Source organism: Phyllobacterium brassicacearum, from assembly GCF_003010955.1.
GTDB classification, from domain to species: Bacteria; Pseudomonadota; Alphaproteobacteria; order Rhizobiales; family Rhizobiaceae; genus Phyllobacterium; species Phyllobacterium brassicacearum.
The window spans coordinates 1-16,855 of record NZ_PGGO01000003.1 but is presented as its reverse complement, the minus strand read 5'-3'; the positions used below and the strand labels follow the sequence as shown (position 1 = coordinate 16,855).

Annotated in this window: 22 protein-coding genes; 9 read left to right on the top strand and 13 right to left on the bottom strand. The window is 57.8% G+C overall.

The window, feature by feature from the left end:
* Window positions 1–15: 15 nt before the first annotated feature.
* Window positions 16–1,020 (bottom strand): extensin family protein, encoded by a 1,005-nt coding sequence (locus CU102_RS05245; RefSeq protein ID WP_106709997.1) that lies wholly within the window; start codon window positions 1,018–1,020, stop codon window positions 16–18.
* A 347-nt stretch (window positions 1,021–1,367) separates the two neighbouring features.
* Here CU102_RS05245 and rpsD point away from each other — a divergent pair, with 347 nt between their 5' ends.
* From rpsD to ttcA, 3 genes are all read left to right on the top strand, one after another.
* The gene (rpsD, locus tag CU102_RS05240) at window positions 1,368–1,985 is read left to right on the top strand and encodes a 30S ribosomal protein S4 (protein WP_106709996.1); all 618 of its coding nucleotides are present in this window, start codon (window positions 1,368–1,370) and stop codon (window positions 1,983–1,985) included.
* Window positions 1,986–2,059: 74 nt separating this feature from the next.
* Window positions 2,060–2,989 (top strand): glutaminase, encoded by a 930-nt coding sequence (locus CU102_RS05235; RefSeq protein ID WP_106709995.1) that lies wholly within the window; start codon window positions 2,060–2,062, stop codon window positions 2,987–2,989.
* 118 nt (window positions 2,990–3,107) lie between these two features.
* Window positions 3,108–3,950 carry a tRNA 2-thiocytidine(32) synthetase TtcA gene (gene ttcA, locus CU102_RS05230; protein WP_106709994.1) on the top strand — a complete coding sequence of 281 codons (843 nt, stop codon included), beginning with the start codon at window positions 3,108–3,110 and terminating at the stop codon, window positions 3,948–3,950.
* A 17-nt stretch (window positions 3,951–3,967) separates the two neighbouring features.
* On the opposite strand, the gene CU102_RS05225 is transcribed toward ttcA, so the two are convergent.
* The 5 genes from CU102_RS05225 to purL all read right to left on the bottom strand — a co-directional run bounded on the left by CU102_RS05225 (window position 3,968) and on the right by purL (window position 8,849).
* Window positions 3,968–4,219: a hypothetical protein gene (locus CU102_RS05225; RefSeq protein ID WP_106709993.1), complete on the bottom strand. Its 252-nt coding sequence runs from the start codon at window positions 4,217–4,219 to the stop codon at window positions 3,968–3,970.
* 129 nt (window positions 4,220–4,348) lie between these two features.
* Window positions 4,349–5,599, bottom strand: coding sequence for a multidrug effflux MFS transporter (locus tag CU102_RS05220; protein ID WP_245425247.1), 1,251 nt, complete (start codon window positions 5,597–5,599; stop codon window positions 4,349–4,351).
* Window positions 5,600–5,702: 103 nt separating this feature from the next.
* A complete protein-coding gene (gene grxD, locus CU102_RS05215; protein ID WP_106709992.1) occupies window positions 5,703–6,035 on the bottom strand; it encodes a Grx4 family monothiol glutaredoxin in 333 nt (110 codons plus the stop codon).
* 142 nt (window positions 6,036–6,177) lie between these two features.
* Window positions 6,178–6,411: a BolA/IbaG family iron-sulfur metabolism protein gene (locus tag CU102_RS05210; RefSeq protein WP_106709991.1), complete on the bottom strand. Its 234-nt coding sequence runs from the start codon at window positions 6,409–6,411 to the stop codon at window positions 6,178–6,180.
* Between the two features lie 224 nt (window positions 6,412–6,635).
* Window positions 6,636–8,849, bottom strand: a complete 2,214-nt coding sequence (gene purL, locus CU102_RS05205; RefSeq protein ID WP_106709990.1) for a phosphoribosylformylglycinamidine synthase subunit PurL — start codon at window positions 8,847–8,849, stop codon at window positions 6,636–6,638.
* A 187-nt stretch (window positions 8,850–9,036) separates the two neighbouring features.
* On the opposite strand from purL, the gene CU102_RS05200 reads away from it, so the two are divergent.
* Entirely contained in the window at window positions 9,037–9,804 is a 768-nt protein-coding gene (locus tag CU102_RS05200) for an SDR family NAD(P)-dependent oxidoreductase (protein ID WP_106709989.1), read from the top strand.
* A 118-nt stretch (window positions 9,805–9,922) separates the two neighbouring features.
* The gene (locus CU102_RS05195) at window positions 9,923–10,249 is read left to right on the top strand and encodes a DUF1330 domain-containing protein (protein ID WP_106709988.1); all 327 of its coding nucleotides are present in this window, start codon (window positions 9,923–9,925) and stop codon (window positions 10,247–10,249) included.
* A 104-nt stretch (window positions 10,250–10,353) separates the two neighbouring features.
* Here CU102_RS05195 and CU102_RS05190 read toward each other — a convergent pair whose 3' ends face one another.
* On the bottom strand, window positions 10,354–11,766 hold the full coding sequence (locus CU102_RS05190; RefSeq protein WP_106709987.1) for an aminotransferase-like domain-containing protein: 1,413 nt from the start codon (window positions 11,764–11,766) through the stop codon (window positions 10,354–10,356).
* A 92-nt stretch (window positions 11,767–11,858) separates the two neighbouring features.
* Between CU102_RS05190 and CU102_RS05185 the strand changes: the two genes are divergently transcribed.
* On the top strand, window positions 11,859–12,092 hold the full coding sequence (locus CU102_RS05185; protein ID WP_106709986.1) for a DUF1127 domain-containing protein: 234 nt from the start codon (window positions 11,859–11,861) through the stop codon (window positions 12,090–12,092).
* A gap of 67 nt (window positions 12,093–12,159) precedes the next feature.
* On the top strand, window positions 12,160–12,372 hold the full coding sequence (locus CU102_RS05180) for a DUF1127 domain-containing protein (protein ID WP_166648314.1): 213 nt from the start codon (window positions 12,160–12,162) through the stop codon (window positions 12,370–12,372).
* Between the two features lie 36 nt (window positions 12,373–12,408).
* Here CU102_RS05180 and CU102_RS05175 read toward each other — a convergent pair whose 3' ends face one another.
* The 6 genes from CU102_RS05175 to purC form a co-directional block, all read right to left on the bottom strand.
* Entirely contained in the window at window positions 12,409–12,837 is a 429-nt protein-coding gene (locus tag CU102_RS05175) for a hypothetical protein (RefSeq protein WP_106710299.1), read from the bottom strand.
* 73 nt (window positions 12,838–12,910) lie between these two features.
* Window positions 12,911–13,570 (bottom strand): glutathione S-transferase family protein, encoded by a 660-nt coding sequence (locus tag CU102_RS05170; RefSeq protein ID WP_106709984.1) that lies wholly within the window; start codon window positions 13,568–13,570, stop codon window positions 12,911–12,913.
* Window positions 13,571–13,647: 77 nt separating this feature from the next.
* On the bottom strand, window positions 13,648–14,316 hold the full coding sequence (gene purQ / locus CU102_RS05165) for a phosphoribosylformylglycinamidine synthase subunit PurQ (RefSeq protein ID WP_106709983.1): 669 nt from the start codon (window positions 14,314–14,316) through the stop codon (window positions 13,648–13,650).
* Complete coding sequence (locus tag CU102_RS05160) at window positions 14,313–14,558, bottom strand: hypothetical protein (protein WP_106709982.1); 246 nt, start codon at window positions 14,556–14,558, stop codon at window positions 14,313–14,315. The genes purQ and CU102_RS05160 overlap by 4 nt, the downstream gene beginning before the upstream one ends.
* Window positions 14,559–14,578: 20 nt before the next feature.
* Window positions 14,579–14,818 carry a phosphoribosylformylglycinamidine synthase subunit PurS gene (gene purS, locus CU102_RS05155; RefSeq protein ID WP_106709981.1) on the bottom strand — a complete coding sequence of 80 codons (240 nt, stop codon included), beginning with the start codon at window positions 14,816–14,818 and terminating at the stop codon, window positions 14,579–14,581.
* 19 nt (window positions 14,819–14,837) lie between these two features.
* Entirely contained in the window at window positions 14,838–15,602 is a 765-nt protein-coding gene (gene purC, locus CU102_RS05150) for a phosphoribosylaminoimidazolesuccinocarboxamide synthase (protein ID WP_106709980.1), read from the bottom strand.
* 329 nt (window positions 15,603–15,931) lie between these two features.
* On the opposite strand from purC, the gene CU102_RS05145 reads away from it, so the two are divergent.
* Both CU102_RS05145 and CU102_RS05140 read left to right on the top strand, forming a co-directional pair.
* The gene (locus CU102_RS05145; RefSeq protein ID WP_106709979.1) at window positions 15,932–16,249 is read left to right on the top strand and encodes a DUF1476 domain-containing protein; all 318 of its coding nucleotides are present in this window, start codon (window positions 15,932–15,934) and stop codon (window positions 16,247–16,249) included.
* A gap of 83 nt (window positions 16,250–16,332) precedes the next feature.
* On the top strand, window positions 16,333–16,855 hold a 523-nt coding region (locus CU102_RS05140), incomplete at its 3' end, for a helix-turn-helix domain-containing protein (RefSeq protein ID WP_146146464.1).

The following is a 16,855-nucleotide window of genomic DNA, read 5'->3' as shown; positions in this document are numbered from 1 at the left end:
TCAAGGCGCGCACTCTCACTGGCAGAGGCGCGCCTCGCATTTTCTCCCATGACAGCCGAGGTCGAGATGCAGATTGCCCTGATGGGCCGCATCGCCGTCCGGCCCGATGACAGTCATGAAGCGGTCGCAACTTGCCTTGTGCAACGCTCGCCAGAAGGTCTGCTCTTCTGGCTTGCCCTTCCAGCCTGAACCAAGTTCCGTTGTCTTGCCGTTCTTGAACTTGAAAGAGACGATGTCGACAGCATTGGCGAAGGCATGTTCCGAAACGCGGCCCTTGTGGCCATTATTGACCTTGCGGCACTGGTAGTCAGAACCGGTCGTGATGCTCTCGATCTCGGCCCCGAAATTCGCCTGCGCCTCTTTTTGTATTTCAATCACCCACGTCGCCAGCGATCCCGCCATCGCGCAATTGGTGGTGATCGGCGCCGCCAGCTTCACTGGATTGTCCTTGCCGATAGCCGTGATCTTCAGTGGCGAGCGCTCGCCGCACATGCCTTCGGACAAGGGCGCAATGAGTTCGCCCTTGACCTCGCCGTTCATGAGGGCAGGGCAGGCATTCTGGTAAACGCGGTCGGGCGAAATCGAAGGATCGGCCTTTTCGACAATTTCCTCATGTTCGTCCTTGCCAGCCGCACCCTGTTTGGGCAGCGGATTCGGGCCGAATTGCTCGCCTGGCTTTGGTGGCTCCTTGGGCTTCTCTGCCGGTTTGGCCTCCGGGGCAGGTTTTTGGTCGGGCAAGGGTGTCTGCGGATCGGCTTTTTGCATTTCCTCGGCAGGCTTTTCCACCGGCTTGGGCGCTTCCGGAGCGGCAGCGCGCGGATTGTCCGTTGGCAGCGGCGGAACAGCAGGCAGTGCAATAGCCGGCGGTTGCGGGGCCCGTACCACCTTCGCCCGGTGTCCGCGTCTGTGCCGCGCATCCGCATCATCGGTGGAACTGATGAGGGTCGCGCTTGCAATACAGGCTGTGAGGGATAGAAGGACGAATGTCGAGCAACGCGATTGCCGCGAGAATAGGGTCATTACCGGCTCTACTCCTGTTGAGGTGGCAGCTTAACGTGTGAAATACGGCATCGGTTTCAATTTATGTGATCCGCTGAAACATGCGGGTCTAGAAAAAACATCATTTGCAGAGCCGTCAGCGCGTGAATACCAACAGACCTAGCTTGACATCATGAAACCTTCACACTAGAAGCCACCCCAGCGCAGGGCTTGAACGAGCTCTGCGTTTCATTTGACGTGTCCCGTGAGTGATCTCGCAAAGCGTGCGTGGGTCATTCTGTCAGTCTTCGAAAACGGAAGGCAGAGGAGGGCGCGTTTCCTTGAACCCGGGTGTAAGCCCAGGTTTGGTTTTTTTGAAAGGAAATGCGATGAGCAAGCGCGAATCGTCCAAGTATAAAATTGACCGCCGTCTCGGCGAGAACATCTGGGGCCGTCCGAAGTCCCCGGTCAACCGTCGTGAATATGGCCCCGGCCAGCACGGCCAGCGCCGCAAGAGCAAGCTCTCCGACTTCGGTGTGCAGCTGCGCGCAAAGCAGAAGCTCAAGGGCTTCTACGGCGACATTTCGGAAAAGCAGTTCCGCAAGACCTATGAAGAAGCCGCTCGCCGCAAGGGCGACACCGGCGAACAGCTCATCGGTCTGCTCGAGTCGCGTCTTGATGCGATCGTGTACCGCGCAAAGTTCGTTCCGACGATCTTCGCAGCGCGTCAGTTCGTCAACCACGGCCATGTCAACGTCAACGGCCGCCGCACCAACATCCAGTCCTACATCTGCAAGGCTGGCGATGTGATCGAAGTGCGCGAGAAGTCGAAGCAGCTCGTGATCGTTCTGGAATCGGTTCAGCTGGCTGAGCGCGATGTTCCTGAATATCTCGAAGTCGATCACAACAAGATGGTTGCCAAGTACAACCGCGTTCCGGCCTTCTCCGATGTGCCTTACGCTGTACAGATGGAACCGAACCTGGTTGTCGAATTCTATTCGCGTTAATCAGATCGAAGTTTTAGAAAGAGCCGCCCGGAGAAATCCCGGCGGCTTTTTTTTCAACCGGAGTTTCGTTTCGCATGACCGATCTTCAGGATGTCGTCGACAGCGTTTATCACGATCTTTCGGGCAGGATTGGCGAGGGAAAGCTTGCCGACTATATTCCGGAGCTGGCGACCGTCGATCCGAAGCAGTTCGGCATTGCGCTGGTCACTGTCGATGGGCAGATCCATGCGGCAGGCAACGCCGAAACCGCCTTCTCGATACAAAGCATCTCGAAAGTCTTCACGTTGACGCTTGCGCTCGGCAAGGTCGGCGACGGGTTGTGGAAGCGCGTCGGACGCGAGCCATCAGGCAATGCTTTCAATTCCATTGTCCAGCTCGAGCAGGAAAAGGGCAAGCCGCGCAATCCCTTCATCAATGCCGGAGCGATCGCTGTCGCGGATGTCGTGCTCGCCGGCCATCTGCCAAAGGAAGCGATTGGCGAGATCGTGCAATTCATCCGGCATCTCGCCGATGATGAGAGCATCGCCATCGATCAAAACGTCGCCCGCTCGGAGACGCAGACTGGCTACCGCAATGTGGCGCTCGCCAATTTCATGAAGGCCTTCCGCAATCTCGATCATCCGGTAGAACACGTGCTCGGCGTCTATTTCCATCACTGCGCCATCGCCATGTCGTGCCGCCAGCTTGCACATGCCGGGCTTTATCTCGCTTCGGGCGGGCGCAATCCGCTCAATGGCGGCAGCGTGGTTTCTTCCAGCCGCGCCCGCCGTATCAATGCGTTGATGCTGATGTGCGGCCACTATGACGGCTCCGGCGATTTTGCCTATCGTGTCGGCCTGCCGGGCAAGAGCGGTGTTGGTGGAGGTATCCTCGCCATTGCCCCTGGCAAGGCATCAATCGCCGTCTGGTCACCTGGTCTGAACGAAGTCGGCAACTCGCAGCTCGGCTCGGCGGCACTGGAGCTTCTGGCGCAGCGCACTGGCTGGTCGGTGTTCGGGCAATAAGCAATTCCAGGAAAAGTGGAAACCGGTTTTCCGTCCGGAATTGCGACCAAAGCAAAGAGTCTGATAGCCCTTGCGTTCTGACCGCTACCTTGTCAATGAAACATCATGAGGTGTTCACATGACCATTCATGATCAGGAATTGACCGACGTTGCCGGTTGCCATCCGATGTTCCTCGGTGTGCCGTCGAGTGTGGAGTTCAACAAGCTGCGCAAGCGGCTGTTGCGCAACACGCGGCAGGCGCTTGAGGACTTCGCCATGGTCAAGCCCGGCGAACGCTGGCTGATCGGGCTTTCCGGCGGCAAGGACTCCTATGGGTTGCTGGCGCTGCTGCTCGATCTGAAATGGCGCGGTTTGTTGCCCGTGGAACTCCTTGCCTGCAATCTCGATCAGGGCCAGCCGAATTTCCCCAAGCACATCCTTCCGGATTTTTTCAAAGCAAACGGCATCAAGCATCGGATCGAATACCGCGACACCTATTCCATCGTGACCGACAAGGTGGCCGAGAACCAGACATATTGCTCGCTCTGCTCAAGGCTCAGGCGTGGTCATCTTTACCGCGTGGCTCGGGAAGAGGGCTGCTCGGCGCTGGTGCTCGGCCACCACCGCGAGGATATCCTCGAAACCTTCCTGATGAATCTTTTCCATGGCGGACGCCTTGCTGCCATGCCGCCGAAACTGCTCAATGACGAGGGCGATCTCATGCTGCTGCGTCCGTTGAGCTACTGCGCCGAGGATGATCTGGAAAAGTTCGCCGCCGCCATGCAATTCCCGATCATCCCGTGCGACCTGTGCGGCAGCCAGGACGGACTGCAGCGCAACATGATGAAAGCGATGCTGGCCGACATCGAAAAACGCATGCCTGGCCGCAAGGAAATCATGATCCGCGCGCTGGCAAATACGCGCCCCAGTCACCTGCTGGATCGGAAGATTTTCGATTTCGCCGGGCTAATGGCGGGTTAGGAAGCGCTTTTTCGCGATCAGGGGAATAGCTTTACGATCGCCGCGATGGCGGCAATGGTTGCAATGGACGTCCCGAAGAAAAATGCACCCATCCGCACCGTAAGACGAACCGTTAGCAGCTCCAGAGCGATGTTCAGATCAGATTTGGTTACCAGTTCGGGCATGATAAAATCCCTTGCGGCTTCTGCTTGCGCCTTGGCATGGGCGGGACTAATTCCGCCCTGTTCCAAGCGTATCGCATAACCCAGAGTATCAAATGAAATTGTCATAGTCAGCCCTTCAAGATTACTCGGATGTTAGGCGACGGGTTGGAAGTCAGCAATTCAACCAAAGTGGTACATAGCCGGGTGAGAATTGCAGAGCGTCATACGATGCAACAGCCATTGCCGGCGCACTGTTCAAACCGGCTGGTTGTGCGGTTGAAACAGCCTTCCGCGCTCGGCGATCAGCACGAAGATCAGGCCGATCAGCGACAGGACGAAGTAGCCTGCAACCAATGGCAGTGTCGTGCCGTCATAGGCCTGGCCGATCAGTGCGCCGATCGCGCCACCGCCAGCCGTGCTCATGAAGCCCAAAACGGACGAAGCCGTGCCGGCCACATGGCCGAGCGGTTCCATGGCCAGCGCGTTGAAATTCGCGCCGATCCAGCCGAACTGGAACATCGCCAGCGCAAACAACAGCATATACAACACGAATGGCGTCGGATGCGGTCCAAACAGGGTCAGCAGCAACCAGAAGCCGTTGATGCCCAGAAAGGCGAGAAGTGCCCCGTGTGACAGGCGCCGCATGCCGAAACGTCCGACGAAGCGCGAATTCACGAAGGACGAGAATGCCATCGTCACCGCCACCCCGGCAAAAGCGACGGGGAACCATACGCCGAGATCGTAGATCCCGACATAGATCTGCTGTGCCGAATTGATGAAGCCGAACAGGGCACCGAAGATGAAGGAATTGGCCAGCGTATAGCAGAGCGCCACACGATTGGTGAGAACGATCCTGAAACCCTGCGCGACCGATTTCAGCGTGAATGGTCTCACATCGGCCGGGTCCAGTGTTTCGGGCAGGCGCAGGTAGACCCAGACCAGGACGGCGCTGGCGATGGCGGCCATGAAAATGAAGATCAGGTGCCAGTTGCCGAACAGCATCACCGCCTGACCGGTGCCAGGCGCGATCACCGGGACGATCATGAACACCATCATGATCAGCGACATGACTTCGGCCATCATCCGCCCGCCATAGACGTCGCGAACAATAGAGATAGTAATCACACGGGTCGCAGCGGAGCCGATGCCTTGGAGCAGGCGGAACAAGAGCAGCGACGTGAAGCTCGGAACGAAGACGCAGGCCAGTGCCGAAACCACATAGACGACAAGCCCAGTGAACATCGGGACACGGCGGCCGAACCGGTCGGAGATCGGGCCATAGAACAGCTGCGAGACCGCAAATCCCATCAGATAGGCGGAGATCACATATTGCCGGTGGTTTTCGCTGGCGACGCCAAGGCTTGCGCCAATCTCCTGCAGTCCCGGAAGCATGATATCGATTGCCAAGGCGTTGATCGCCATCAGCATCGCCATCATCGCAATAAATTCAGTCTTGCCCATCCCCTTCAGGCGAGCAGCAGACGTGTCAGCGGAGGCATCCATGATTTCAAACCTGCAAAAACAAACAAAGACAAAGGCGTCGGAACGGCCGACGCCTTTGATATGGAGATTCCGGACTTCCCCGGAACCGATTGAACTTATTGCGTAATCAGGCGGCTTTTGTAGCCACGCCCTTTTCGCTGAGGAGGGTCTGCAACTCGCCCGCCTGGAACATTTCGCGGATGATATCGCAACCGCCGACAAATTCACCCTTCACATAAAGCTGCGGGATGGTCGGCCAGTTGGAATAATCCTTGATGCCCTGGCGCAGTTCAGTGGAGGACAGAACGTTCACGCCCTTGTAGTCCACGCCGATGTAATCAAGGATCTGCACGACCTGACCGGAAAAGCCGCACTGCGGAAAACCGGGCGTACCCTTCATGAAGAGAACAACGTCGTTGCTCTTGACCTCATTGTCGATGAATTCGTTGATACCGCTCATTTCAGGTCCTTTCGCAGCCGCGAGGGGAGGTTTCGCGGCCAAAAATATCTTCGAAGCCCGTTTGCCTCGTCTCTTTGCCCAGAAAAAGCACGATGGGCGCGTGAACGCAAGTCACTCTGTCGTGCAGCGCCGATTTGAAGTGTTACTCCGGCGCGCTCGTCTGCAAGGCGAGGGCATGCAGAAGACCGCCCATATTGCCCTTCAATGCATCATACACCATCTGGTGCTGCTGTACGCGTGATTTGCCGCGAAAGCTCTCCGCAACAACTTCGGCGGCGTAGTGGTCACCATCACCCGCCAGATCGCGGATCGTCACTTTTGCATCCGGAATGGCGTCTCGAATCATTTTTTCGATATCGCGCGCGTCCATTGCCATTGATATTTCTCCAGATATTCAAAATTCCTGGACTACGACAGGAATGCGCTTTTGGTTATTGATTCATTCGCTGAGAATCTATCGGTAAGATATGGGGATTGCAAACACAGTCGTCAAATCCGATGTTTATGGATCAGGATTGAGACCGACCGACTTTGCAATTTGCAAGACCTTTTCGTGATTTCTTTCTACGCCTTCCAGTGTGTCCATTGAGAGCGGCAGTCCTAATTAATGCCGACGCCCATATAGTCAGGGAACCACGATTCGTGTGCTTCTTTCAGGTCTGCTACAGATATCGAGAGCAGGCGCCCGATCGTCAATGCACTGCCGCCAACTGTCCCGAGATTGCGGAACGGAACGCCGCATCCTTCGGCGTTCAGCATGACGATATTGGCCATGTCCGGCGCGGCGGCGACGAGATAGCGCGCCTGATCTTCGCCGAAGAGCAGAGCGTGCGGTGCGCTTTCGCCGATTTCAACATTCGCGCCCTTGCCGGATGATATGCATATCTCGCTGAGCGCAATGGCAAGCCCGCCATCGGACAGATCGTGGCAGGCGGTCACCTGGCCGTTGCGGATGGCAGAACGGACGAAATTGCCGTTGCGCTTTTCGGCGACAAGATCGACTGCCGGGGCCGGACCGTCGGCGCGGCCGTGCAGGTCGCGCAAATAGATCGACTGGCCGAGATGCGTGCCGTCGCCGCCGAGCACGATCAGCACGTCGCCATCGCGCATCCCGCCGATCTTTGCGGTCTTGCTCCAGTCTGGAATGAGACCGACGCCGGCAATGGTCGGGGTCGGCAGGATCGCCTGGCCATTCGTCTCGTTGTAGAGCGAGACATTGCCCGAAACGATGGGGAAGGCGAGCGCGCGGCAGGCATCGCCGATGCCGCCAACGGCCTTGACCAGCTGGCCCATGATCTCGGGGCGTTCGGGATTGCCGAAGTTGAGGTTGTCGGTCGCAGCCAGCGGCTCGGCGCCCACGGCGGTCAGGTTGCGCCAGCATTCGGCGACGGCCTGCTTGCCGCCCTCATAGGGATCGGCCTCGCAATAACGCGGCGTCACGTCCGAGGAGAAGGCCAGCGCCTTGCTCCTGTGGCCCTCGACGCGCACGACACCGGCGTCTCCGCCCGGAACCTGCAGCGAGTTGCCCTGGATCAGCGTATCATATTGCTCGTAGACCCAGCGGCGCGAGGAAAGATCAGGCGAACCGATCATCTTGAGCAGCGCTGCACCATAGTCGTCGACTTCCGGCACATTGGATGCAGGGAGCGGCGCATGCTTGCCGGGTTCCATCCACGGACGGTCATATTCCGGCGCCTGGTCGCCGAGATCCTTGATCGGCAGGTTCGCGACTTCCTCACCATCATGCAGCACGCGGAAACGCAGATCGTCGGTGGTATAGCCGACAATGGCAAAATCCAGCCCCCACTTGCGGAAGATGCCCTCGGCTTCTTCCTCTTTTTCGGGGCGCAGCACCATCAGCATGCGTTCCTGGCTTTCGGAAAGCATCATCTCATAGGCGGTCATGTGCTCTTCGCGCACCGGTACGCTGTCGAGATTGAGTTCGATGCCGAGATTGCCTTTTGCCCCCATTTCGACGGCCGAGCAGGTCAAGCCGGCAGCGCCCATGTCCTGAATGGCGATCACCGCGCCCGAGGCCATCAATTCGAGCGAAGCTTCGAGCAGGCACTTTTCGGTGAACGGATCGCCCACCTGCACGGTCGGGCGCTTCTCGTCGATCGCATCATCGAATTCGGCCGAGGCCATGGTTGCACCGCCAACGCCATCGCGGCCTGTCTTGGCACCGAGATAGACGACGGGCAGGCCAACGCCCTTGGCTTCCGACAGGAAGATCGCATCGGTCTTGGCGAGGCCCGCGGCAAAGGCATTGACGAGAATGTTGCCATTGTAACGTGTGTCGAAATTGACTTCGCCGCCAACCGTCGGCACGCCGAACGAATTGCCATAGCCGCCGATGCCTTCGACAACGCCGGACACGAGATGCCGTGTCTTGGGATGCGACGGCTCGCCGAAGCGCAGCGCATTCATGGCAGCGATCGGCCGCGCGCCCATGGTGAACACATCGCGCAGGATGCCGCCGACACCGGTCGCCGCACCCTGATAGGGCTCGATATAGGACGGGTGGTTGTGGCTCTCCATCTTGAAGACCACGCAATCGCCATCGCCGATATCGACCACACCGGCGTTCTCGCCGGGCCCCTGGATGACCTGAGGGCCGGTTGTTGGCAGTGTCCGCAGCCACTTCTTCGAGGATTTGTAGGAGCAATGCTCATTCCACATGGCCGAAAAGATGCCCAGCTCTGTGAACGTTGGCTCACGTCCGATCAGATCGAGGATGCGTTGATATTCGTCCGGCTTCAATCCGTGCGAAGCAACGAGTTCCGGGGTGATCGGGCGGGTATCGGCTTTGGTCATGATTCCTGGAATGTCCGTACGAGGGAGCAGCTTTTGCCCCTCTTTAACGTATGTGGTGCTGCGGCGCGACAGGAAAATGGGCTGAATCAACAGAGAGGGTTGCGCTGTAGCGGAGCGGCCCTTGTCCGGCTCATATGGCGGGCATAAGGTCTGCTTTCAAGCAGTGTCGGGTGCGGAGGAGTTCGAAATGGCGGGCAGGCTGGCAGGTAAGGTGGCGATCGTCTCAGGCGGGGCAACCGGGATGGGCGGTGCAGCGTCAAAGCTCTTCGCGGCCGAGGGTGCAAAGGTGGCAATTGTCGACCGCAACGAACAGGCGGCCGCTGCCACGGTGGCGGAGATCGAGGCCGTCGGCGGAGTGGCCGCATATTTCGTGGCCGATGTTTCTGACGAGGTGCAGGTGCAAAAGGCGGTTGCAGGCACTGCGCAGAAGTTCGGCAATGTGACCGTGCTTTTCAATCACGCCGGCACGATCGTCATCAAACCATTCCTTGAAACGACGCTTGAAGAATGGGATTGGCTGCACGCTGTCAACGTGCGCTCCATGTATTTGATGACGAGGGCAGTCATTCCGCAAATGCTCGATGCTGGCGGCGGTTCGATCGTCTGCACCTCGTCCATTTCAGCTGTCGCTGCTACGCCGATGGAAGTGCTCTACGATACGACCAAAGGCGCCTGCCACATGTTTGCACGGGCCATCGCCGTGGAGTTCCGCGATCGCAACATCCGCTGCAACGCCGTCTGTCCGGGATTCATCCGGACGCCGCATGGCCTGCGCGAGGTCGATGAACTGCAGAAGAGGGGCGTCGACGTCTCGGATGAGGCGATGACGGCTGCCCAAGGGCGGATCGGCGAACCGGAAGAAGTTGCCCGCGCCGCGTTGTTCCTTGCCAGCGACGAAGCAAGTTTTATCACCGGCACGCATCTCTTCGTCGATAATGGATTTACCGCGATCTGAGCAAGTTTCTGCACGCGGTACAGATCCTGCACTGGATCAATTCGGCCTTCTCATGTGAAACTGTTGTTGGGTAACCGGGAATGCAGGTCAGGACGGCCTGATTTAGGGAGATAGGACAATGCCAGTTTACGTGATCGCAGACGTCAAGGTAACGGATGAAAAGTGGATCCCGGAATACGCCGCTGCCGTACATGACTTCGTACACAAGCATGGCGGCAAATATCTGGCGCGCAGTGGCAACGTCAAGGTGCTGGAGGGCGAGCCGCTGGATACGACTCTTATTGCAATTCTGCAGTTTCCTTCCGCCGAGGCCGTGCAATCCTTCGCTAATGATCCTGAATATGCCCAATACGCCAAAGCGCGTCAGGATGGCAGCGACAGCCGCTTTCAGCTCATAGATGATACCGACATTGCCGGAACGATACCTTATCTCGGGAAGGGGTGAGGGCCCAAGATCGCTCACGTTCTGGGAATGTGCCGGTCGCTTCGCTTGCTAAGATGCTGAAATCGCTTTCTCCCCCGGAAGGGGGAGATAAGCAGCGCTTGCGCTCAAGAATAACTGTCGTAGCTCGCATTGTCCGTCTCCATGAGACGGCGCAGGATCGCAAACCCTTGCCTCACCTCGTCGCGCGTTGTCGGCACGGTGATGCCGAGCCTCACCCTGTGGAACACCTTCTCAGTACGACCGGGCTTGAACTCGTCTTCGTCGTCGATCAGCACACCTTCGTTCAGCGCGGCGTTCTTGAATGTCCCGGAGAGCCATGGGTCAGGCAGTTTCATCCACAAGAAGGGCGCCAGCGGCTGCGATGTAAACTCCATGCCGGCGAACGCCGACCTGGCAATCGCCTCCCGCGCCACGATCTCCTCACGCACCTTCGCGCGGATTGCATCCGCATCGCCTGAATTGACGATCTTCGCAGCAAGTTCTGCCAAGATGAAGGGCATGCCACCGGAAACCATCTTGTGGGCGGTCAGGACACGCGCAGCAAGATGTGGCGGGCAGGCAACCCAGCCGCCGCGCACGCCTGCGGCCACGGATTTGGAGAGGCCGCCAATATGGAATGTCCGCTCAGGCGCCAGATCGGCAATCTTGACGTGATCGTGCGTCATCAGAGACCCGTAGATCTCGTCCTCGATGATCCAGACATTGTAGCGTCGAGCGATCTCGACAATGGCTCGGCGATGCTCCTCCGGCATGGTGGCGGCGGTGGGGTTGTGCAGAGATGGCATCAGGAAGACGAGCTTCGGGTGCTGTTGGGCGCAGTGCCGCTCAAAATCATCGGGCGTGAGACTGCCCTGCGTCTGCATGATGATGCTGCGGCGGCCCATCAGGTTGACGCTCCGCGCTGCGGAACAATAGGTCAGGTCCTCGAAGGCAATCTTGTCACCTGGAACAGTAATTGCGGCAATCACAGCCAGGATCGCCGAATGCGCGCCCAGGGTCGGGACGACGGAGGAAGGTTCCGGCACCCAGCCAGCCGCTGAAAGCCATTTGCTGCCTGCCTGCTGCCAGGATGCGGGGAGGGTGCGGGAGTAACTGGCAATCTCGCTCGGATACTCCTTCGTAAGCTCAGCCAGAAGTCGTTCCATCGCAGCTGATTGGCCGACCTCGATCGCCGCCGTCGAGTCCATGCGGATCTTGCCGGACGGGATCGTGGCGCTGCGCGTACCGCCAAACGGCTCGGTGTGTGCAACTGGCAGCACCAGCGATGTTTCCTTGTGGTCCGTCACATAGGTTCCGCGTCCGACCTCGCCGCTGACGAGGCCGCGTTCGCGGATGAGATTATAGGCGCGTCCAACCGTGCCGATGGTGACGCCGATATCGAAAGCAAGGTTGCGCTGCGGCGGCAGTTTCGTGCCGGGCGCAAGAACACCCTCCGCGATGTCGGTCTCGATGCGGTCAGCCAGCTGCAGGTAAAGCGGGCCTTTGCCGGGTTCAAGTTCAGGGAGCCAATTTGTCATGGTAACAATTATTATATTGCGCTGCCAATTGAGTCAATTCATATAACAATGACACAAAAACGAGTCAATTTGACCTCCCAAGGACAATGACAATGAGCACAATAGATACAATTAGAAGGTCTGATGGCGCGGAAAGCCACCCAGCACGTTCTCAGAACAGCGGATTGTTACATACGGCCTCCACACTGATCGGCTGGTTTGGCAATGCAATGATGAAGCGCCGGACACGCCTGCATCTCAGTGAACTCAGCGACGATCTGCTGAATGATGTCGGGATTGCACCTGCGGAAGCGCGTCGCGAGATCAAGCGGTTCTTCTGGGATTAACACACTCTTGCGACGGGCGTTGCCAACACCAATATGAAAGGCGATCGCTCGTCACATGGAGGCGAATATGGGTCCGACCTACATAGATCCTGGCAGGCCTTTCGGCCTGGTACCGGCGTTTCAATACGAGACACTCATCCGCATCGTGCGTTGGCTCGAAAATGCGGCCATGAAACGCCGGACAAGACTCGAACTTGCGTCCCTCGGCGATGAGGGATTGAAAGATCTCGGTCTAACCCGTGATCACGTCGAAGCTGATCTCGAAAACTACTTTTCGTGAAATGGTGAGGCTGGCGACGCAGCCTCATAGCAGTTTTCATCCGCTGGCCGAGCAGGACGACTGTCCGCCGGCCCATCGGCGCACATCTGCGGCAATGCGATTGCCCGCCGAATTGCTCATCAGCGGCCCGAACGCCTCGACCTTGGCCGGATTGCCTTCCGCGTGAACAACGAGCAGCGGGCGGCCGCCGGGATTGCTTGCCGGCACGACCAGAATGCGCGGCCGTCCCGAAAAGGAGTTCAATTCCGGTGCAAGCCGATAGGGCTTGAATGTTGAATCGCCCGATTTGAACCAGCAAGTGTTGGCGGCTAGCGCCACCCGTTCCATTGTCGGCAGGGCAGCCTTCTCCGAGTTGAAGGCGAGGGAGCCGGGACCAGGTTTGCCTTGCGACTGGCAGCCGGCAAGCGCCGCAAGCGAAATCATCATGGCGCAGATTGTCACAGTGCCAGTCGTTGGCAGGTTCATTGAAGATTCTCCACTGCTGCGCCGTGCGCCCTTGGCACGCAAGGGACGCAGCAGCACTTTAAAATCGGGGGACTCAGGCAGACTCGAGTGCACTCTCGAACACTTTGAGGCCGTCCGTCATCTCGTACCAGACCAGCGATAGCACCGGATCCTGAACAATCAGTTGCTGATAGGCATCAAATTTAGGGAAGGGATCGAGCAGGTCTCCGCGGCCTGACAGCTTGCGGAAATTGTTGAAGACGAAACGCGTCGGGGTCAGCCATGCATCGGCCAGCGTCATCTGTTCACCCAGCGCATAGGGGCCTTGACCGAGGCGCTTTTCAACCTCCGTCAGCCCAATTTCCATCTGCTTGAAAAGCTTTGCAATCCGCGCCTCGTCCTTGGACTTTAAGTAAAGCAGCTCGAACAGCTCCATGACCGGCGCCAGGACTTCGAGCTCGGCCGCGCGTGCCGTCATGCGGACAATGGCGCGGTCCCTGGAATCGGCCGGCAACAGCGAAGGTTCAGGGAAATGTTCTTCCAGATATTCGGCAATCACCGAGGCCTCGATGATGGTGAGGCCGGAGCCGGTGATCAACACCGGAATACGGTTGAATGGCGAGATGGCGCGGAACTCTTCGGGAATTGGCATGCCCTGCGGCGGCGCAACGATCTTGATAGGTGCTTGTTTGTAATAGGCGATGCAGCGGATGATGGAGGAATAGGGAGATAGCGGCCGCGAGTAGAGTTTCATTCCGGGGTTCCTCCATTGAGCGCCGTTTCAACGCACTCCCCGTTGAAACGGCATTTCTCAAACGTATAGGATTCTGCTCAGGCGGCAACCCCGAGAATGCCGGCAAACAATGCACGGCCATCGGTTCCGCCGTGGGCAGCCTCGATGAGGTTCTCCGGATGCGGCATCAGACCGAGGACATTGCCGTTCTCGTTGATGATGCCGGCGATATCGTTGATCGAGCCGTTCGGATTGGTGCCTTCGGCGTAGCGGAAGACCACCTGGCCATTGCCCTCCACGCGCGCCAGCGTCTCAGTATCGGCAAAGTAATTGCCGTCATGATGGGCGACCGGGCTGCGAATGATCTGGCCATGGGAATAGCCGCGCGTGAAAGCCGTATTGGCGTTCGTCACTTCGAGCTTGACCTCGCGGCAGACAAATTTCAGCGAGGCATTGCGCATCAGTGCGCCGGGCAGGAGGCCCGCTTCCACCAGAATCTGGAAACCGTTGCACACGCCCATCACCATGACGCCCTTGTCCGCCTTCTCGCGGATCGCCTGCATGACCGGCATGCGCGCAGCGATCGCGCCGCAGCGCAGGTAATCGCCATAGGAGAAACCGCCGGGGATGACGATCAGGTCGACATCGGGAATTTCCGTGTCGGTCTGCCAGACCGTGTGCGGCGCAACGCCGGAAATCTTCGTCAACGCCGCAATCATGTCGCGGTCGCGGTTAAGGCCGGGAAGGAGTACAACTGCTGATTTCATGGGTGCGGTTCAAACCTTGCTTGTGCTTCTGCGAGTTCCCGAAGTTCGATACGGTCGAGGCGATCCACGATCTCAACATTTGCAGCGCGTAGACCATTAATGTCACCCTGTACAATATGTATATCGTTGCGAAGCCTGACGATATCATGGCGCATTTCCCGCTGCCCTTCTTTTAGGTGCAACACATCGCCCTGAATTTTGCTAAGAACCTCGTATATCAATTCCTGCGTAATTTCGACCATGGCGAATCCTCAAAAAGTCATCAATCAATCGCCACACTGTAATCTTCGATGACTGTATTTGCGAGGAGCTTTTCGCACATCGCCTTGAGGCTTTCTTCGGCCTTGGCGCGGTCCTTCGTGTCGAGCTCGACATCGAACACCTTGCCCTGGCGCACGGAACCGACGCCATCGAAACCAAGGCTGCCCAGCGCACCGACAATTGCCTTGCCCTGCGGATCAAGAACGCCATTCTTCAAGGTTACAGTGACACGTGCCTTCATCGACTTGTCTTCTCCAATGCTATTTGACCAATACCGGTCCCGTCGGACGGTTCGGTTCGTTTTCATTCATAATGCCAAGACGGCGCGCAACTTCCTGATAGGCCTCGATCAGGCCACCCATGTCGCGGCGGAACCGGTCCTTGTCCATCTTTTCGGCAGTCTGGCTATCCCAGAGCCTTGCGGAATCCGGCGAGAATTCGTCGGCAAGGACGATGCGCATCAGATCGCCCTCATAGAGGCGGCCGCATTCGATCTTGAAATCGACGAGCTGGATACCGACACCCAGAAACAGGCCACTGAGAAAGTCGTTGACGCGAATGGCGAGAGCCATGATGTCGTCGATCTCCTGCGGAGCAGCCCAGCCGAAGGCAGTGATATGCTCTTCCGACACCATCGGGTCGTCGAGCTCGTCATTCTTGTAGTAGAACTCGATGATCGAGCGCGGCAAAACCGTGCCTTCCTCGATGCCGAGGCGCTTTGCCAGCGAGCCGGCCGCGATATTGCGCACGACCACCTGCAGCGGGATGATCTCGACTTCCTTGATCAACTGCTCGCGCATGTTCATACGCCGGATGAAGTGCGTCGGAATGCCCATCCGGTTCAGCTGGCTGAAGATATACTCGGAAATGCGGTTGTTCAGAACGCCTTTGCCGTCGATGACTTCAGTTTTCTTGGGGTGCAGCACGGTCGTATCGTCTTTGAAATGCTGGACGAGTGTGCCTGGTTCTGGTCCTTCGTAAAGGATCTTGGCTTTGCCTTCGTAGACACGGCGGCGACGGTTCATTGCGGATTCTCTGGTATTGGAGTTATCGGTCGGGCCCCGGTTCTTAAGCGTGCCGTCATGTTGGCGCGCTAACTATCTTAAAAGCAAGCATTCTACAATGATCCTTTATGGAGGTCCCCCGTTTTATGGGATATATGGGGACTGTGGAGATCATACGACAATGTGACCTGGCCCCGTCCTCGGTGTATAATTTGAGACTTTCGATTTTCTGGAGAACGGCTATATGAAACTGAAGAACTATAAACATTGGGGATTTGCCTGAAAAACGCCCAACGCCCGGATGTATATAGCAGTCGAATTACCCAATCATTTTGCGGGAGCAAGAGAGGATGACAATGGAAGATCGCAAGAACGCCTTTGAAAACAAGTATGCGCATGACGCAGAAGTGCGTTTCAGGGCGGAAGCCCGGCGTAACAAGCTTCTCGGCCTCTGGGCGGCGGAAAAGCTCGGCAAGACCGGCGAAGAGGCTGAGGCCTATGCGAAAGACGTCATCAAGGCAGATTTCCAGGAGGCCGGCGACGATGATGTCTTCCGCAAGATCCGTACGGATTTCGATGCGGCCGGTATCGACACGTCTGACCATCGCATCCGCCGCACGATGGAAGAACTCATGATCGAGGCGATCCGCCAGATCGAAGGTTCGTGATCCGCTGAAAAAGTCGTGAGAAAGCCCGGCGCGAGTGATGATCTGACCCCCGAAAGTTGGACATCAACCTTCGGGGGTTTTGCATGTCCAAACACAGCGTTGCTTTTAAGCTTTCTGTTGTGGCGTTTTATCAGAAGGGCGAGCGGAGCGCTCGGGAAGTTGGCGGGCATTTCGGAGTGGACCATGCGACGGTTCGCAAATGGGTAGCAAGCTACGAGGCCCACGGGGCAGCGGGGCTTGCGACGAAGTTCAGCCACTACGATGCTGCGTTCAAGCTATCGGTTCTCGAGCGGATGTGGGAGGATGGGCTGTCGTATCGCCAGACGGCGGCGTTGTTCAACATCCGCAACAGGAGTTGCCTGCCGGATTGGGAGCGACGCTATAAAACGGGTGGTATTGACGCCCTGAGCCCGCGCCGCAGAGGAAGGCAGCGATCCATGCCCGAACCGCCAGTGCCCAAAGAACCGGACGCTTCACGCAGCGATGATAAAAAGAGCCGCGAAGAGTTGCTGGCGGAGCTGAGCTATCTGCGCATGGAGAACGCCTTCCTAAAAAAACTGGAGGCCTTAACGCGGGAACAACCAGCGCCAAAAAAGCGCAAGTCGT

What these genes read in the sequence shown, in the direction of transcription:
- CU102_RS05170 (WP_106709984.1), bottom strand. Translation starts at nt 13,570, where the DNA reads ATGAAACTCTACTCGCGGCCGCTATCTCCCTATTCCTCCATCATCCGC.
- purL (WP_106709990.1), bottom strand. Translation starts at nt 8,849, where the DNA reads ATGACCAAAGCCGATACCCGCCCGATCACCCCGGAACTCGTTGCTTCG.
- CU102_RS05180 (WP_166648314.1), top strand. Translation starts at nt 12,160, where the DNA reads ATGGGTCCGACCTACATAGATCCTGGCAGGCCTTTCGGCCTGGTACCG.
- CU102_RS05225 (WP_106709993.1), bottom strand. Translation starts at nt 4,219, where the DNA reads ATGACAATTTCATTTGATACTCTGGGTTATGCGATACGCTTGGAACAG.
- CU102_RS05200 (WP_106709989.1), top strand. Translation starts at nt 9,037, where the DNA reads ATGGCGGGCAGGCTGGCAGGTAAGGTGGCGATCGTCTCAGGCGGGGCA.
- ttcA (WP_106709994.1), top strand. Translation starts at nt 3,108, where the DNA reads ATGACCATTCATGATCAGGAATTGACCGACGTTGCCGGTTGCCATCCG.
- CU102_RS05145 (WP_106709979.1), top strand. Translation starts at nt 15,932, where the DNA reads ATGACAATGGAAGATCGCAAGAACGCCTTTGAAAACAAGTATGCGCAT.
- CU102_RS05245 (WP_106709997.1), bottom strand. Translation starts at nt 1,020, where the DNA reads ATGACCCTATTCTCGCGGCAATCGCGTTGCTCGACATTCGTCCTTCTA.
- CU102_RS05195 (WP_106709988.1), top strand. Translation starts at nt 9,923, where the DNA reads ATGCCAGTTTACGTGATCGCAGACGTCAAGGTAACGGATGAAAAGTGG.
- CU102_RS05210 (WP_106709991.1), bottom strand. Translation starts at nt 6,411, where the DNA reads ATGGCAATGGACGCGCGCGATATCGAAAAAATGATTCGAGACGCCATT.
- CU102_RS05235 (WP_106709995.1), top strand. Translation starts at nt 2,060, where the DNA reads ATGACCGATCTTCAGGATGTCGTCGACAGCGTTTATCACGATCTTTCG.
- purC (WP_106709980.1), bottom strand. Translation starts at nt 15,602, where the DNA reads ATGAACCGTCGCCGCCGTGTCTACGAAGGCAAAGCCAAGATCCTTTAC.
- rpsD (WP_106709996.1), top strand. Translation starts at nt 1,368, where the DNA reads ATGAGCAAGCGCGAATCGTCCAAGTATAAAATTGACCGCCGTCTCGGC.
- purS (WP_106709981.1), bottom strand. Translation starts at nt 14,818, where the DNA reads ATGAAGGCACGTGTCACTGTAACCTTGAAGAATGGCGTTCTTGATCCG.
- CU102_RS05160 (WP_106709982.1), bottom strand. Translation starts at nt 14,558, where the DNA reads ATGGTCGAAATTACGCAGGAATTGATATACGAGGTTCTTAGCAAAATT.
- CU102_RS05175 (WP_106710299.1), bottom strand. Translation starts at nt 12,837, where the DNA reads ATGAACCTGCCAACGACTGGCACTGTGACAATCTGCGCCATGATGATT.
- CU102_RS05190 (WP_106709987.1), bottom strand. Translation starts at nt 11,766, where the DNA reads ATGACAAATTGGCTCCCTGAACTTGAACCCGGCAAAGGCCCGCTTTAC.
- purQ (WP_106709983.1), bottom strand. Translation starts at nt 14,316, where the DNA reads ATGAAATCAGCAGTTGTACTCCTTCCCGGCCTTAACCGCGACCGCGAC.
- CU102_RS05185 (WP_106709986.1), top strand. Translation starts at nt 11,859, where the DNA reads ATGAGCACAATAGATACAATTAGAAGGTCTGATGGCGCGGAAAGCCAC.
- grxD (WP_106709992.1), bottom strand. Translation starts at nt 6,035, where the DNA reads ATGAGCGGTATCAACGAATTCATCGACAATGAGGTCAAGAGCAACGAC.